At 36.2% G+C, this 16,852-nt stretch carries 16 protein-coding genes; 11 read left to right on the top strand and 5 right to left on the bottom strand.

What is annotated here, in order from left to right; all coding sequences use genetic code 11:
- Positions 1–53: 53 nt before the first annotated feature.
- Together rnjA and ACTNEP_RS03620 are read right to left on the bottom strand one after the other, a co-directional pair.
- A complete protein-coding gene (rnjA, locus tag ACTNEP_RS03625) occupies positions 54–1,721 on the bottom strand; it encodes a ribonuclease J1 (protein WP_441160290.1) in 1,668 nt (555 codons plus the stop codon).
- A 3-nt stretch (positions 1,722–1,724) separates the two neighbouring features.
- Complete coding sequence (locus ACTNEP_RS03620; RefSeq protein ID WP_441160289.1) at positions 1,725–1,934, bottom strand: DNA-dependent RNA polymerase subunit epsilon; 210 nt, start codon at positions 1,932–1,934, stop codon at positions 1,725–1,727.
- Between the two features lie 428 nt (positions 1,935–2,362).
- Between ACTNEP_RS03620 and ACTNEP_RS03615 the strand changes: the two genes are divergently transcribed.
- Positions 2,363–3,145, top strand: coding sequence for a Cof-type HAD-IIB family hydrolase (locus ACTNEP_RS03615; RefSeq protein WP_441160288.1), 783 nt, complete (start codon positions 2,363–2,365; stop codon positions 3,143–3,145).
- Between the two features lie 567 nt (positions 3,146–3,712).
- Here the strand turns inward: ACTNEP_RS03615 and def are convergent.
- Positions 3,713–4,267, bottom strand: coding sequence for a peptide deformylase (gene def / locus ACTNEP_RS03610; protein ID WP_441160287.1), 555 nt, complete (start codon positions 4,265–4,267; stop codon positions 3,713–3,715).
- Positions 4,268–4,440: 173 nt separating this feature from the next.
- On the opposite strand from def, the gene ACTNEP_RS03605 reads away from it, so the two are divergent.
- The 8 genes from ACTNEP_RS03605 (at position 4,441) to ACTNEP_RS03570 (ending at position 13,028) form a co-directional block, all read left to right on the top strand.
- On the top strand, positions 4,441–5,085 hold the full coding sequence (locus ACTNEP_RS03605; RefSeq protein ID WP_441160286.1) for a YkyA family protein: 645 nt from the start codon (positions 4,441–4,443) through the stop codon (positions 5,083–5,085).
- Positions 5,086–5,477: 392 nt separating this feature from the next.
- Positions 5,478–6,560, top strand: a complete 1,083-nt coding sequence (gene pdhA / locus ACTNEP_RS03600; RefSeq protein WP_441160284.1) for a pyruvate dehydrogenase (acetyl-transferring) E1 component subunit alpha — start codon at positions 5,478–5,480, stop codon at positions 6,558–6,560.
- 3 nt (positions 6,561–6,563) lie between these two features.
- The gene (locus tag ACTNEP_RS03595) at positions 6,564–7,541 is read left to right on the top strand and encodes an alpha-ketoacid dehydrogenase subunit beta (RefSeq protein WP_441160283.1); all 978 of its coding nucleotides are present in this window, start codon (positions 6,564–6,566) and stop codon (positions 7,539–7,541) included.
- Between the two features lie 30 nt (positions 7,542–7,571).
- Positions 7,572–8,849, top strand: coding sequence for a dihydrolipoamide acetyltransferase family protein (locus ACTNEP_RS03590; protein WP_441160282.1), 1,278 nt, complete (start codon positions 7,572–7,574; stop codon positions 8,847–8,849).
- A 3-nt stretch (positions 8,850–8,852) separates the two neighbouring features.
- Entirely contained in the window at positions 8,853–10,262 is a 1,410-nt protein-coding gene (gene lpdA, locus ACTNEP_RS03585) for a dihydrolipoyl dehydrogenase (RefSeq protein ID WP_441160281.1), read from the top strand.
- A gap of 208 nt (positions 10,263–10,470) precedes the next feature.
- The gene (locus ACTNEP_RS03580; protein ID WP_441160279.1) at positions 10,471–11,349 is read left to right on the top strand and encodes a polysaccharide deacetylase family protein; all 879 of its coding nucleotides are present in this window, start codon (positions 10,471–10,473) and stop codon (positions 11,347–11,349) included.
- Positions 11,350–11,492: 143 nt separating this feature from the next.
- Positions 11,493–12,008 carry a TetR/AcrR family transcriptional regulator gene (locus ACTNEP_RS03575; RefSeq protein ID WP_441160278.1) on the top strand — a complete coding sequence of 172 codons (516 nt, stop codon included), beginning with the start codon at positions 11,493–11,495 and terminating at the stop codon, positions 12,006–12,008.
- Between the two features lie 105 nt (positions 12,009–12,113).
- A complete protein-coding gene (locus tag ACTNEP_RS03570) occupies positions 12,114–13,028 on the top strand; it encodes a hypothetical protein (protein WP_441160277.1) in 915 nt (304 codons plus the stop codon).
- A gap of 198 nt (positions 13,029–13,226) precedes the next feature.
- Here ACTNEP_RS03570 and ACTNEP_RS03565 read toward each other — a convergent pair whose 3' ends face one another.
- Entirely contained in the window at positions 13,227–14,696 is a 1,470-nt protein-coding gene (locus ACTNEP_RS03565) for an aminotransferase class I/II-fold pyridoxal phosphate-dependent enzyme (RefSeq protein ID WP_441160276.1), read from the bottom strand.
- Between the two features lie 147 nt (positions 14,697–14,843).
- Here ACTNEP_RS03565 and ACTNEP_RS03560 point away from each other — a divergent pair, with 147 nt between their 5' ends.
- Positions 14,844–15,113, top strand: coding sequence for a UPF0223 family protein (locus ACTNEP_RS03560; RefSeq protein WP_441160275.1), 270 nt, complete (start codon positions 14,844–14,846; stop codon positions 15,111–15,113).
- Between the two features lie 154 nt (positions 15,114–15,267).
- Here the strand turns inward: ACTNEP_RS03560 and ACTNEP_RS03555 are convergent, their stop codons facing one another.
- Complete coding sequence (locus tag ACTNEP_RS03555; RefSeq protein WP_441160274.1) at positions 15,268–15,888, bottom strand: DUF1054 domain-containing protein; 621 nt, start codon at positions 15,886–15,888, stop codon at positions 15,268–15,270.
- Between the two features lie 142 nt (positions 15,889–16,030).
- Here ACTNEP_RS03555 and ACTNEP_RS03550 point away from each other — a divergent pair, with 142 nt between their 5' ends.
- Positions 16,031–16,834: an inositol monophosphatase family protein gene (locus ACTNEP_RS03550; RefSeq protein ID WP_441160273.1), complete on the top strand. Its 804-nt coding sequence runs from the start codon at positions 16,031–16,033 to the stop codon at positions 16,832–16,834.
- Positions 16,835–16,852 lie beyond the last annotated feature (18 nt).

Here is a 16,852-nt window from a genome sequence, read left to right as displayed (position 1 = left end):
TTTAACTGATGAATAAAAACCCGTTTCAAATATAATTTGAAACGGGTTTTAGTTTATACCTCCATAATGATTGGTAAAATCATAGGACGGCGTTTTGTTTTATCATAAAGGAATGGTGCGATTGTATCGGTTATTTCATTTTTAATTTCAGACCACTGGGTAGTCTTACGTTCCATTACTTTATTTAAGTGCTTGGAAACAAGCTTTTGTGCTTCGTTGATTAAGTCCTCAGATTCTCGCATATAGACAAACCCACGGGATATAATATCTGGACCTGATGCTATTTTAAATTCCTTCATATTGATACTTACGACAACGATAACTAATCCTTCTTCAGATAGGATGCGACGATCACGTAATACGATATTACCAATATCCCCAATTCCGCTACCGTCTACATAGATGGAGCCTGAAGGGATTTTACCAGCAATGGCGGCACTATCTTTTCCTAATGCCAAAACTTCTCCATTATCCATAATAAAACTATGTTTAGGTGGTATGCCACAATCATCGGCTAGTTTCGTATGCTCTTTCAACATCCGATATTCACCGTGAATAGGCATAAAGTATTTAGGCTGGATTAACCTTAGCATCAATTTTTGTTCTTGCTGACCACCGTGACCCGAAGTGTGAATGTCGTTAAGTGGGCCATGAATGACTTCAGCACCTGCACGATATAATTGATTAATGATTTTGCTAACACTTAGTGTATTCCCAGGGATTGGTGAAGAAGAGAATACAACTGTGTCACCAGGGATAATCTGAATTTGACGGTGTGTACCGTTCGCAATTCTAGATAATGCAGCCATAGGTTCTCCTTGTGAACCGGTACAAAGGATGGTTACTTCGTTAGCAGGAAGTTGGTTAATTTGATGTGCGTCAATAAACGTATTTTTTGGTGCACGAATATATCCGAGCTCTTGTCCAATCTTAATAGAACCTTCCATGCTTCGTCCGAATACGGCAATTTTACGATTATGTTTAACAGCTGCTTCAACGACTTGTTGCAAACGGTGAATATTAGATGCAAAAGTAGCAAAAATTAATCTACCATCCACTCTGGAAAAAATATCATTTATACTGTCACCAACTACGCGTTCTGATAAAGTAAATCCAGGAACTTCACTGTTTGTACTATCTGATAACAAGCAAAGAACTCCTTCTTTACCTATTTCTGCCATTCTTGCGAGATTGGCAGGTTCTCCAACTGGTGTAAAATCAAATTTAAAGTCACCAGTATGAACAATATTTCCTGGAGGTGTTTTTACAACAATACCATAAGAATCTGGAATACTATGTGTCGTTCTGAAAAAGGACACAGCTGTTTTTCTAAATTTAAATACATCATCTTCTTGAAAGGTGTGTAACTTTGTCTTTCTTAATAATCCGTGTTCATCCAATTTATTTCGAATAAGCCCAATTGCTAATTTACCCGCATAAATAGGCACATTTATTTCACGCAGTAAATAAGGTAATCCACCAATATGGTCTTCGTGACCATGTGTGATGAATAAGCCTTTAATTTTATCTTGATTTTGCACAAGGTAGGTGTAATCAGGAATAACATAATCAATTCCTAATAATTCATCCTCAGGAAACTTGATCCCAGCATCGATAAGAATGATTTCGTCTTGGAATTGTACACCGTAAGTGTTTTTACCAATTTCACCTAAACCACCCAGAGCAAAAACCGCTGTTTGGTCATTTTTTACAAATTTCATACGCTAAGCTGTCTCCACTTTAAAAACAGGTGATTGTTGTTCATATTCTAAATGTGCCTCACTTAACAATTGGATTAATTCAATATTGATGTTCTTTCCTTTTAAAGAATCACGGACTTCTCTTTCAGAAGAAGCTTCAATATATAAACTCTTTGTATGCTCACGTACAGGTATTTCAGATGCATCTTCCTGATAAAGTACTTTATAAATCATGCTATCTCTCCTTTAGTTGTTATTTCTTTTTCGATTCTATGGTTTGTTTTGTTGATTGTTTGTAAAAATCTTTAGAATGCTTAATAGTAGTTGGTATACGTTTTCTCCGTAAAACTTCCCGAATGCGTCGTTTTAATTTTTCTCTTAAACGTTTTAACATAATTACCGCTCAACTCCTTCCTATTCAATAGAAAAGAAAAGCAAGTATTCAACGAACCGATCCAATCCCTATTACTTTATAGTATAGTATGATTTTTGAAAATTTGAAACAAAAAAGGTCAAAATTAATGAATTATTTTCTAATTATCTTAATCAGGGCGCTGATATCAATAGCTTTCACTTAGTTTTAGCTTTGTTTATTATACTTATGCATTTTCTTCATGGTATAATCAGAAATGGTAATTTCTTAGTACTAATTATAGAGGAGAATGAAATTGGGACAAAAAGTTGTGTTTCTTGATATTGATGGGACAATCTTAAATCATGACAAACAAATACCGCCTGCAACGAAAGAAGCGGTGAAACTACTTCACGAGTCAGGGGTGGTTGTAGCAATAGCTACCGGTCGTGCCCCATTTATGTTTCAAGATATTCTGAAAGAATTAAATATTCAATCCTACGTTAGTTTTAATGGCCAATACGTGGTATCCAATGGTCAGGTTATTTATCAGCAGCCAATTGCTGAAGATCAACTTGAAGAATTAACGGACTTTAGTGTTGAACATAACCACCCACTGGTTTATCAGGGGATAAATGACATGAAATCATCGGTAAGTAATCATCCACACATTAAACAAGGAATGGAAAGTTTAAAGCGAAGTCACCCGCTTGAAGACACAGAGTATTATAAAAACAAAAAAATATTTCAAGTACTATTATTTAATGAAGAAATCGAGCAACAAATCTATGAAGAGACCTTTCAGCAGCTGCGTTTTGTTAGATGGCATCAAGTTTCTTGTGATGTAATGCCCCAAAATGGATCAAAGGCGAAAGGTATTGAGAAATTTATTGAGGCTTTAAATCTTAGCTGGGAAGATACATATGCCTTTGGTGATGGCTTAAATGATTTAGAAATGATTGCAAAAGTTCATACAGGTGTTGCGATGGGAAATAGTGTACAAGAAGTTAAAGAAGCAGCAACCCTGGTAACGGACGATGTAGATCAAAACGGCTTAAGCAACGCCATGAGAAAATTATCGTTGATTAAATAAATGTACGTAAAATGAATTCATTATCGATTTTAAAAAAATTAGCATAAAAAACATATAACGCGAAGTGAGATGAGTCTTTTTTTATCGAATTTTGACGAGTGCTACCATTCGCTTCGGCAGAACGCTTCGCTTTCTTTGGGCTCGGCTTCAGCTAACTTGGTAAAGAAACCCACTTTACCAAGTGGATCTTCAGCTCTCGCTGTCCCCCAGGAGTCTTCGCATTCTACCTACGCTAATGAGATGGATTCCCTTTATGGAAGTGGAAGACTATAGATATCAATTACTAAGGATCTACGCTTCCTAAAATGAGAACTCTATGATAAGCGCAGGGAAAATATGTAGACTCCTACGGGAACAGCACGAGCTGAAGATCCCGGAGGAAAGCGATTGTTGCTTTCCGAGGAAGCTGAGACCGTGCCCGTGGAAAGCGAATATTTTTCCGCAGCGTATGCATGCACTCAAATTCAGAACGGGGATTAGTTCGGAGTACGTATCTACTATAAATCAGCTCATAAAGAAGCCCGTTTCCATTTTGGTGAAACGGGCTGTTTGTGTAGCATGATTTTATTATTGGTCACACGGCTTGGCGTTTTCAGGAACTGTAAAAGGATCTTGTTTATTAATACGATCATAAAACATTACACCATTTAAATGATCAATCTCATGCTGAAATACGATCGCAGCATAGCCTCTTAATTTAAGCTTTACTTCATTCCCCTCTAAGTCAATGGCTTTTATGGTAATCTTTTGATAGCGCGGAACATAACCAGGCACTTCTCTATCAACAGATAGACAACCTTCACCACTAGAGAGGTATGTTTCTGCAACGGAATGGCTCACAATCTTCGGATTAAAGAGCCCATAACTATATTCCTTCTCCTCAAAGTCTTGAAAGTGAACAGCAATCATTCTCTTGGAAATACCGATTTGTGGAGCCGCTAAGCCAACACCAGCACGCAAATCATATTTTTTAGCGATCTCTTCATCTTGACTATTTTTTAAAAACTGTAGCATTTCCTTCAATGTACTTTTCTCTTCTTCAGTAGGTGGTAGTTCTACCTCTTTTGCAACTTGTGTTAAGACAGGGTTCCCCTCTCTAACTATATCTTTCATTGTAATCATTGACATACACCTCTCATAAATATTCGTATTATCTATAATAACTAAAAATGAGGAAAAAATATAGAATTCGACTTTATCAAATTTTCACTTTTGTACAAACGGTCCATTTTTTTATGTTATAATGGATGGGCTTCAAATTATTAATGATGTTGCTTTAGGAGGATTTAGGGACTATGAAGAAATTATTTCTAATCGGCGTTTTGCTTGGAATGGTATTAGTTGGTTGTAGTGGAGAATCTGTTGCGAACGAGATGTATAACCACTTAGAAGAGACGGTAGAATTGGAGCGACCATTTGTTGAACAACAAGAGCCATTCACTGCTTTAGAAAAGGAAGAGCAGGAGCTATATAATCAAATTATTGAATTGACTGCTGATGAAATGGAAGAAATCACATCGCTATCTGAACAAGCAATTTCTACAATCGAAGATCGAAAAGAATTGCTACAGACTGAACTAGAAAGTATGAAGGTAGCTGAAGAAGAGTTTTCCCAAGTGAAAGAATATGTCGATGATTTGGATGAAGAACCTAAAGAAGTTGCCCTTGAAATGATTGAAACGATGGAACAGCGCTATGAGGCCTATCAACACTTAAATGACGCATATATAGTCTCTTTAGATGAGGATAGAATGTTATATGAATTATTCATGGACCAAGAACTTACGGAAGAAGATCTTCGTGATCAAATTGACAATGTAAATCAATCTTACGATAATGTAATGGCAATTAACACAGAATTTAATCAACTGACTGATGATTATAATCAACTTAAAGAAGAATTTTACAGAGCAGCTGACCTAAATGTTAGCTATGAGTAAAGCTTTCGATATATTCGAAAGCTTTTTTTCTGCTTTTTAAAAGATGACAAAAATAGTACAGATAAAAAAAGTTTATGAAACAGATTTGAATTAAAGCGCTTTAATTAATATCGGACACTGTTTGAAAAGCTTCTTGTAAAATTGTAATTAAATATTGCAAAGTGTTTGACCAACTAACTTCAATAAGCTAAACTATACATGAGTAAAAATTGTACCAGTATTATAAGTCAATTCTTATGTAACAGTTTTATTTAATTACATAGGTTGATTATTTTTGGCCTTAAAGGGTATAGCAATAATAACGACTTTGGTACAGATTTTTTAATCTTTTGGGAAAGCTAATTTTGATAAATTTAAATTAGGCTATAAAGGAAAGGAAGAGGTGAATTCTTTTGAAACGTACTTTAGAAAATATTGAAGAACAGTTTGAAACGTTTCAAATTCTGAATGAAGAAGGTAAGGTCGTTAACGAAGACGCTATGCCTGATCTTTCAGATGAAGAGTTAAAAGAAATTATGTATCGTATGGTGTACACAAGAATTCTTGATCAACGTTCGATTGCGTTAAACCGTCAAGGACGTTTGGGATTCTATGCACCTACTGCAGGACAAGAAGCGTCACAATTAGGGACACAGTTTGCGCTTGAAAAAGAAGATTTTATTCTTCCAGGTTACCGTGATGTACCACAGTTAATCTGGCAGGGACTTCCATTATATCAAGCATTTTTATTCTCTCGTGGGCATTACCATGGTAACCAAATGCCTGAAGGTGTTAATGCTTTAAGTCCGCAAATTATCATTGGTGCACAGTATACACAAGCAGCTGGTGTAGCGATGGGTATGAAAAAACGAGGTAAAAAATCCGTAGCTATTACTTATACTGGTGATGGTGGTACTTCTCAAGGTGACTTCTATGAAGGAATTAACTTTGCAGGTGCTTATCAGGCTCCGGCAATTTTTGTTGTGCAAAATAACCGTTTTGCTATTTCAGTACCAGTTGAAAAGCAAACTGCAGCGGAAACCCTAGCACAAAAAGCTGTTGCTGCAGGTATTGAAGGTATCCAAGTAGATGGTATGGATGTTCTTGCTGTTTATGCTGCAACAAAAGAAGCTAGAGAACGTGCTGTTAATGGAGAAGGTCCAACATTAATCGAAACGTTAACTTACCGTTATGGTCCACATACAATGGCTGGTGATGATCCAACTCGCTATCGTACAGAAGAGATGGACAACGAATGGGAGAAAAAAGATCCGATTGTTCGTTTCCGTAAATTCTTAGAAGAAAAAGGCCTGTGGTCTGAAGAAGAAGAAAATGAAGTAATCGAAAAGGCAAAAGAAGAAATCAAAGCTGCGATTAAGAAAACAGATGAACAGCCGAAGCAGAAAGTTACTGATTTAATTAGTAACATGTATGAAGAACTTCCAGCTCACTTGCAGGAACAAATGGAAGAATATAAAGCAAAGGAGTCGAAGTAAATCATGGCTCAAATGACAATGATCCAAGCAATTACTGATGCTTTACGAGTAGAACTAAAAAACGATGAAAATGTACTAGTGTTCGGAGAAGATGTTGGCCAAAACGGTGGTGTCTTCCGTGCAACAGAAGGATTACAAAAAGAATTCGGTGAAGACCGAGTATTTGATACACCACTAGCTGAATCTGCAATCGCAGGTATTTCCGTCGGTCTTGTAACGCAAGGATTCCGTCCGGTACCTGAGATTCAATTCTTTGGTTTCGTGTATGAAGCAATGGATGCTATTAATGGACAAATGGCACGTTTACGTTATCGCTCTGGTAATACACAAAGTGCTCCCATTACGATTCGTTCACCATTTGGTGGAGGTGTGCATACACCGGAACTTCATGCAGACTCTTTAGAAGGTCTTATAGCACAACAACCAGGTATGAAAGTAGTTATTCCATCTGGTCCTTATGATGCAAAAGGTCTTTTAATTCAATCAATTCGTGATAATGATCCGGTAGTATTTTTAGAACATATGAAACTTTACCGTTCTTTCCGTGAAGAAGTTCCAGAGGAATCTTATACACTTGAATTAGGTAAAGCGAATGTTGTTCGAGAAGGTAATGACGTAACATTAATTGCATATGGTGCGATGGTTCACTCTGCACTAAAAGCTGCAGAAGAACTAGAAAAAGACGGTATTGATGCAGAAGTGATTGACTTGCGTACAGTAATGCCTGTTGACTTTGAAACGATTATTAAGTCAGTAGAAAAAACTAATCGAGTAGTTATGGTACAAGAAGCGCAACGCCAAGCTGGTATTGCTTCCTATGTAGTATCGAATATTCAAGAACGAGCAATACTACATTTAGAAGCGCCAATCTTAACAGTAGCAGCTCCTGATACAGTCTATGCTTTTACACAAGCAGAAGAAGTTTGGTTACCAAACTATAACGATATTATCGAGAAAGTAAATAAAGTCATTAATTTCTAAGCAATAAAATCGAGACGGGAGGTCATATGAATGGCTTTTGAATTTAAATTACCTGACATTGGAGAAGGTATCCATGAGGGTGAGATTGTAAAGTGGTTTGTAAAAGCTGGTGAAGAAATTAAAGAAGACGATGTGCTTTGTGAAGTACAAAACGATAAAGCAGTTGTTGAAATACCTTCTCCAGTAGAGGGTACGGTGAAAGAAGTACATTTTGATGAAGGTTCAGTAGCTACAGTAGGAGAAACAATAATTACTATAGATGCTGAAGGATATGAAGATGAAGGTTCTTCAGATGATGGAGCTAAAGATGAACCAAAAGAAGCTAATAAAGAAGAAGCTAAAAATGACGAAGCGGGTAAAGAAGAAAAACAAGAGCCAACAGCTAAAGACCCGAACAACCGCGTAATCGCGATGCCTTCTGTTCGTAAATATGCACGTGATAATAATGTTAATATTGCAGAAGTACAAGGAACAGGAAAAAATAATCGAGTATTAAAAGAAGATATTGATGCGTTCTTAAATGGTGGTCAAAAAGCAGAAACAACTGCAGATCAAGCAAGTGAAGAACCAGCTCAAACTTCTGCTCCATCTGTTCCAGAGGGTGAATTCCCAGAAACTCGTGAGAAGATGAGTGGAATTCGCAAAGCGATCGCTAATGCAATGGTTAATTCTAAGCATAAAGCACCTCATGTAACGTTACATGATGAAGTAGATGTTACAGAGTTAGTAGCTCATCGTAAGAAATTTAAGCCAATTGCAGCAGAGCAAGACATTAAGTTAACATACTTACCATATGTTGTAAAAGCTCTCACATCTGCACTTTCTAAATATCCAATTCTAAATGCTTCTATTGATGATGATACTGATGAAATCATCTATAAGCACTATTTCAATATTGGAATTGCAGCAGATACTGAAAAAGGACTATTAGTACCAGTTGTTAAAAATGCAGATTCAAAATCAATTTTTACTATCTCTAGCGAAATCAATGAACTTGCTGTTAAAGCTAGAGACGGTAAATTAGCACCAAATGAAATGAAAGGTGCATCTTGTACAATTTCAAACATTGGTTCTGCAGGTGGTCAATGGTTTACACCAGTTATTAATTATCCTGAGGCAGCAATCCTTGGTATCGGACGTATTGCAGAAAAACCTGTAGTACGTGACGGAGAAATTGTTGTGGCACCAGTTCTAGCATTATCATTAAGCTTTGATCACAGAATTGTAGACGGTGCTACTGCTCAATTAGCGTTAAATCAAGTTAAACGTTTATTAGCAGACCCACAATTAATTATGATGGAGGGGTAAGAGATGGTAGTAGGAGATTTCCCAGTTGAATTAGACACACTAGTAGTAGGAGCTGGACCAGGGGGATATGTTGCGGCTATTCGTGCAGCGCAGACTGGTCAAAAAGTAACAGTTGTTGAAAAAGGTACTGTTGGTGGTGTATGTCTTAACGTTGGATGTATTCCATCTAAAGCATTAATCGAAGCAGGTCACCGATTCGATCATGCAAAAGGTGACGAAGCATTAGGAATTTCTGCAGAAAATGTTTCTGTTGACTTTTCAAAAGTGCAAGAATGGAAGAGCTCTGTTGTTAAGAAGTTAACTGGCGGAGTAGAAGGTCTATTAAAAGGTAATAAAGTAGATCTAGTACAAGGGGAAGTATACTTTGTTGACAAAAATACTGTTAAAGTAATGGATGATAAAAATTCCCAGACTTATACTTTCAAAAACTGTATTATTGCAACAGGATCACGCCCAATTGAATTACCAACTTTTAAATTCTCTGATCGTGTATTAGATTCAACAGGTGCACTTAACTTGAAAGAAATTCCTAAGAAGCTTGTTGTTATTGGTGGGGGATATGTTGGTACTGAGTTAGGTAGTGCCTATGCTAACTTTGGTACAGAAGTAACCATCTTAGAAGGTATGAAAGAGATCTTAGGTGGCTTCGAGAAGCAAATGAGTTCCTTAGTTAAAAAGAAATTAAAAGCTAAAGGTGCAACGATCGTAACGGAAGCAATGGCACAAGGTGTAGAAGAAACAGAAAATGGTGTGAAAGTTACGTATGAAGCAAATGGTAAAACGGAAACTGTTGAAGCTGATTATGTACTTGTGACTGTTGGACGCAAACCTAACACAGATGAACTTGGATTAGAACAAGTTGGCATCGAAATGGGCGAAAGAGGTCTTATTAAAATTGATGAGCAATGTCGTACAAGTGTCGATAATATTTACGCAATTGGTGACATTGTTGCTGGACCACCTCTTGCACACAAAGCTTCTTATGAAGGAAAGATAGCTGCAGAAGCAATTGCGGGAGAAAATGCAGTAATTGACTACAATGCCATTCCAGCTGTAGTATTCTCTGATCCAGAATTAGCTACTGTAGGTTATTCTGAAGAAGAAGCAAAAGAAGCTGGTTACGATGTGAAAGCATCTAAATTCCCATTTGCTGCGAATGGTCGTGCATTATCACTAAATGCAGCGGAAGGATTTATGAAGCTAATTACACGTAAAGAAGACGGCTTAATCATTGGTGCGCAAATTGCTGGCCCAAATGCAAGTGATATGATTTCTGAACTTGGACTTGCAATTGAAGCTGGTATGACAGCAGAAGACTTAGCTCTTACTATTCATGCTCACCCGACATTAGGTGAGATTACCATGGAAACAGCAGAAGTTGCTATCGGAACACCAATTCATATTGTAAAATAAAATTGAACAAAGAAGGAGTCTGCTCTTGCAGGCTCCTTTTTAAAAACAAAAGAATGCACAACCTACATAAACATGAAGGAATTTTTAATACTCATCACCAATCAGAATGGTAGAAAATATTTTTCACTAGTTCACAGTAGTTATTAATAGAAATGAACAGAGCAGGGTATGTTTATCTTTTTATTTTTTTAAAATGGAGGAATTTTCGTTGGTTAAAAAAAGTATCTATACATTGTTATTAGCAATATTAATCGGTCTGGTTGCATGTAGTGATAATAGGAACGAAGAAAATGAAGGAACTGACAGTGAAGAAGCTAGTACGGACGAAACTTCAACAGAAGATGTGGAGGAGCCACCAGTTACGGAGGAAAAAGACGACAATCAGCGTGAGGATGAAGAAAAAGTACAAGAAAGAACCGAACCATTGTATGAATTAGATGAAAACTGGAATCTGATCCCCCTTAAAGAAGGAACCGATGAAGATATAGTTTTACTTACAATTGACGATGCTCCAGATAAATATGCCTTAGAAATGGCACAGATTTTAAAAGAACTAGAAGTACCGGCAATTTTCTTTGTGAATGGTCATTTCTTACAAACTGATGAAGATAAGCATAAGCTTCGTCAGATACACGAAATGGGATTTGCCATTGGAAACCATACCTACAATCATCAAAGGTTATCAGATGTGGATGAACAAACTCAAAAGCAGGAAATAGTGGAATTAAACGATTTGATTGAAGAAATAATTGGAGAAAAACCAAAATTTTTCCGAGCACCACATGGCGATAATACCGATTATGCTAAATCAGTGGTGGAAGAGCAAGGAATGTTGTTGATGAATTGGACATATGGTTATGATTATTTTGAACCGTATACGGATCCAGAAAAGCTCAAAGAGGCAATGATCTCTGGTGAAGCGCCAGAGGCAGATGTTCCATACTCCTTATTAAGCCCCGGTGCAAATTTATTAATGCATGATAGAGAATGGACGGCAGAAGCATTAGAAGATATCGTGAAAGGTTTAAGGGAAAAAGGCTATCAATTTGCAGATCCGATGACATTAAAATTACCGAAAAACAATTAATCTTACATAAAAACACCGTCAAATTAACTAACTAATTAAACGGTGTTTTTGTTTGTATTAGCTAGTTAACAAGTTCTGTTGACAAAAAGCTCTAAATAAATTACCATTTATTTATTGATAAATAAAAACACGAGGATGATATCATGCCACCAAGAGAAGATAAAAAAGAAATGATTATTGATAATGCGGTACCAGTATTTGCAGAAAAGGGGTATTATAAAGCAACAACTGCAATGGTTGCAAAAGCTGCAGGAGTGACACAGCCATATGTATTTCACTTTTTCACAAACAAGGAAGAACTATTTAAAGCAGTAATTGACCAGGCTTTCAGCAGAATATACGATACGTTTTCAAACGTTCAAGCACCTGCTGATAAGTTAATTGAAACAATGGGAACTGCATTTGAACAAATCATTCAGACACACCGTGATGAAGTATTAATGGTTATGCAAGCACATGCAATTGCGGAGGCTGGTATTCGTGAGCATGTAAAAAAACTGTTCCTTACTATATTTGAATCCTTGACATTAAAATTTGAAAAGGCAGGGATTCCAAATGCAAAACAGACTGCATCACATTTTATCGGAACAGGTTTACTCATAACGGTTGCTGAAGTATTGGAATTACCACAATTATGCTATAAAGATAATTCTATGTAAAAAGGGAGTAATAAATCTCCTTTTTTAAAAATCCAATATTTATTTATCTATAAATAAATATTGTTTAAAATATAAACTGTTTGATAGAAGGGATGATTCATGTTCATGAAGGTTGAGCAAATAGTGAAAGAACCGTCTGTGAAATTGTTTGTAGGAGAACGTTGGCTGATCTGCACGGGAATACTTGGATTGATGCTTTCTTTAGGTATCGCCTTGTTCATCTTACTCAATGGTCATATTATACTACCTGAGGGGAATCTGAAGAACGCTTTTTCCTTTGATGCAGCTATAGGTATTTATGTTCTGTCTATAGCAGCGATTTTACCTCTTTCAAGATTTAGTGATCGTAAGAGGAATAGCGTTCGTTGGCTTATGATTATGGCAATTTTATATGGTTATGCCATCGAAACTATTCAAAACTTTAGAGGGCTTAATCCGCGCTTTTCCAATGTGGGGACGATTATGGATATCGTTGCTGGACTGTTGTTCGGAATTATATCTTTATTTCTTGTCGCATTAGCAATTGTGTTAACTGTTCATTATTTTCGATTAAAACCTCCATACGAGCGTCCTTTACTTTTATTAGGTATTCGTTATGCCTTTCTTTCTATCATAGTAGCTAACCTTGCCGGGATATGGATGATCATCCTTCAAGATCGGTTTACTGGCGATGCTGGAAACCTTATTGTACTTCATGGTATTGGATTTCATGCATTGCAAACATTAATTTTGCCAGCATGGCTACTAGAGAAAAGCCAATTGAAAGAAACGCTCCAAAAAAGAATAATACATTTTGGCAGTATTGCGTGGATGCTTATGATCTTATTTTTAGGAATTCAAACTGGGCTAGGTCGTTCTGTATTTGAGTTAACGATCTTACCAATCATAGGAGGCTGTTTACTAATAGCTTGGTTTACTACAGTTATAATGGCAGTTGTCCTTTTTATTAGGCAAAAAAGAAATTCGATAGCACTTGAACAATCAACCTTACTAGAGCGATCTAGTAAAAAAACTCTCTGACTTATCCATTAGCTCACATGAATAGTAATCACTGTAAATTGCTTCATAATCATATAATTGATTTTGTGCCAAGTAAAATACATTTGAGTAATTAGTTGTTCGTTGAAGGTGATTACAAATTAGCTAAAAATAACGATTGAACCGCTGCTTGTCAAACAGTTAGGCAGCGGTTCAACTCTGTAAATGAAGAACATTATTTTAATTAAAAACTACTCGTTCTTTCAAGACACGAACAGTTTCTAACGTTTCATCCTCTAATCCTTGTACTGGTAAACCAGACTTAATATTTTGGGATATATAGTCCAGATTTTCTTTTGATATGATCTCACCAGGAATAAAAATTGGTATTCCAGGAGGGTATACCATTATTGACTCTGCGCTAATTCTTCCGGCTGATTCCTTTAAAGGTATCACTTCATATTCTGCATAAAAAGCATCTCTTGGGCTGACAGCTAGAAAAGGTATTTCAGCAACTGATATTGTAATATCCTGTTGGTTTGCATTTTTCTCATAGCTTAAAGATAACTGTTGTAAAGCATTCATTAGATATTGAATATCTTCCTTGCTGTCGGCAGGGGTTAAAATACATAAAATGTTATACATATCAGAAAGTTCTACCTCAATTTGATAGTTTTTCCGAAGCCAGACTTCTGCATCATGACCTGTTATGCCAAGATCCTTAACAGAAATGATTATTTTTGTTGGATCATAATCAAAAGTTGCTTCTGAACCTAATAAATCTTTTCCTGGACTATACAAATAAGGAATTTGATTGATTTCCTTTCTGATAAATGCTGCGTGTTGTATAGTATTGGACAGAAGATCTGTTCCATGCTGATATAAATATTTTCTTGCAACATCTAGTGATGCGAGTAAAATATAGGAAGTGGATGTTGTAGTTAACATGGACATAACGGTTTGGACACGATCTGGATTGACTAGTCCTTCTTTAATATTTAATACCGAGCTTTGCGTAAGAGAGCCACCTAACTTGTGGACACTTGTTGCAGCCATATCTGCACCTGCTTGCATAGCGGACAGTGGAAGCTCATCATGAAAATGAATATGGACACCATGTGCTTCATCAACTAAAACTGGAACATGATAGTGATGAGCAATGCTAACGATCTGTTGTAAGTCCGCAGCAATACCAAAGTAAGTAGGGTTAATAACAAGAACAGCCTTTGCATCTGGATGAGCTAGCAATGCCTTTGCGACTGCATTTGGTGTTATTCCATGAGAAATCCCCAATGAATGATCTAACTCTGGATGAATAAATATCGGTATTGCCCCGGAAAATATAATAGCAGATGACACCGATTTATGAATATTCCTAGGTACAATTATTTTATCGCCAGGATTACATACACTAAGAATCATCGTCATAATTGCTCCACTCGTTCCTTGTACGGAAAAATAGGTATGATCAGCTCCAAACGCCTCTGCAGCTAATGCTTGAGCTTCCTTAATAATACCTTTAGGGTGATGCAAATCATCCAATGGTTCTATATTAATTAAATCGATTGCCAGCGTATTATAGCCGATAAATTCTTGAAACGTTGGATCCATTCCTTTACCTTGTTTATGTCCAGGAATATGAAATGCCTTTGGCTCTTTTTTTATATGTTGTAGTAAACCACTAAACAGTGGAGTATCATTCTGATTCATGCTCTTCTATTGAACTCCTTTACCAATTTTGAAATATAAAGCAAAAGGTATTATAGCAAATCCGTTAGTGAATAGCTAGTTATATCGCTATACATTACAAAATGAACATGATAAAATACGAGCGAATCCAATCGTGAGGTGTTAAAAATGAATTATAGCTATCCTATTGATGAAACATGGACAACTAAGGAAATTATCGATGTCGTTAATTATTATTCCTTGATTGAGAAGGCATATGAAAAAGGGGTAGAAAAGCGAGATTTAGTAGCAGCATACAATCGGTATAAAGAAATTGTACCGTCTAAAAGTGAGGAAAAAAAATTAGATAAGCAATTCGAGAAGCAATCAGGATATGTTCCTTTTCGAGTTATTAAAAAAGCGAAAGAGTTATCAGCAAAAGATAGGATTAAAATGTAGCGAAGCAATGATGGAACGAATGTCAATTATCATGTAAAAAAAGCTTAAAGTGGCTAATTGCCTATACTTTAAGCTTTTCATTATGAAGATTAAAAGAACCTCAAAAACGGCACAGTAGCTTTTGTGTCTCTCGTTTTGCATGTGCTTTTCTTTGTTATAGTTCCATTGATGAACGGTACAATGGTGCTAGTGTCTCAATTGTTTCTCTAATTGTTTGGATTAGCTTGTCACCATCCTGGACGAGCGGATCATTAGCATCAATTCTACGACCAATTAAAAATTCACCTTTTTTAACATTTTTAAATCGTTCGAGGCTATTTAGTAAATCAGCTTCAGAGAGTGTTACTGCTTCATTTTTCATATGATCGAGTGATATATGGTAGTCTTTAGGAACGCTATTCTTAATATCATCGATATCATGCAAAAACTTTTCGGCGATCTCACTTTTATGGGGGAGTTCGTAAATATACGCTAACCAAATAAAGAGATTATCATCCCATAATCCAACCTGAAAATGTGGATGCTTTTTATAACCACGTTTGTTATGACAATAGGCAGACCATGTATCTTTAGGTGGATTTACGGTACGTCTTGCGTGTTTTGCGATATGCAAATGCATTTCACGACCAGCGAATGCCTCTAAATCCTCTGCAATTTCTTCATATATTCTTTTGAATTTTGGTTGAATTCTTTCCTGTATGGCTTCCATTCGTTCATCAAGACCATCAATCTTAAATGTGTCAAAATCATTTTGTTGAAATCCTTTAAACGTCATTTTGTTTCACCTTTCTATCTAATTAATATCATTTTAATATTATATTAATTATTATTTATTTGCAAAGAAATAGTATACATTTTTCAATTAACTGAATATTTGCTAAAATAGTAACTACCCTAATGAGAATGGAGGAAGGTTGATGGATGCAGCCACTCGTCAAAAGATTTTTGAAGATGCAAAACAATGGATTTATCAGGCGGGTCAACTAATACGTAATCAAATAGATGATCCATATCAAATTGATACAAAATCAGATGCAAACGACTTAGTTACTGCGGTAGATCGATCTACTGAACAATTTTTCACTAAAAAAATAAGAGAAAAATATCCATCTCACTCTATAGTTGGTGAAGAAGGTTATGGTGATAAAGTAGAGTCATTAGATGGCACATTATGGATAATTGATCCAATTGACGGAACGATGAATTTTGTACATCAAAAACGAAATTTTGCCATTTCGATCGGTATCTTCCATGATGGAATTGGAGAAATAGGATTGATTTATAACGTAATGGAAGATATTTTGTATAGTGGAAAAAGAGGAGAAGGTGCTTACCGAAATCAGGACAAGCTTCCACTACTAGGTGAGGAAGTTACCTTGGAAACTAGTATTATTGCATTAAATAGTTCATTGGCCTGTGAAAATAAGCGAATTAATGAAAAGAAAGTGCAACAACTGATTCATGATAGTCGTGGTACAAGGTCGTATGGTTCAGCTGCATTAGAATTTGCTTTCGTGGCAGAAGGAATAATTGATGCTTATCTAACGATGAGATTAGCTCCATGGGATTTTGCTGCTGGTTTGATACTTGTGGAAGAAGTAGGGGGAATCACCATCCAAGCAAATGGACAGCCTGTAAACCTTTTGGAGAAAAATACTATATTGACTTGTAATAAGGCAATTAAGGAACAATTAATCGATGAGTATATTGAATTTAAATAGAAAAAATACTAGCAGTCT

Source organism: Gracilibacillus sp. HCP3S3_G5_2 (assembly GCF_052063305.1).
In the GTDB taxonomy this organism is placed as follows: Bacteria; Bacillota; Bacilli; order Bacillales; family Amphibacillaceae; genus Gracilibacillus.
The sequence above is the reverse complement of the archived record's forward strand: the minus strand, read 5'-3'. Positions and strand labels throughout refer to the sequence as shown.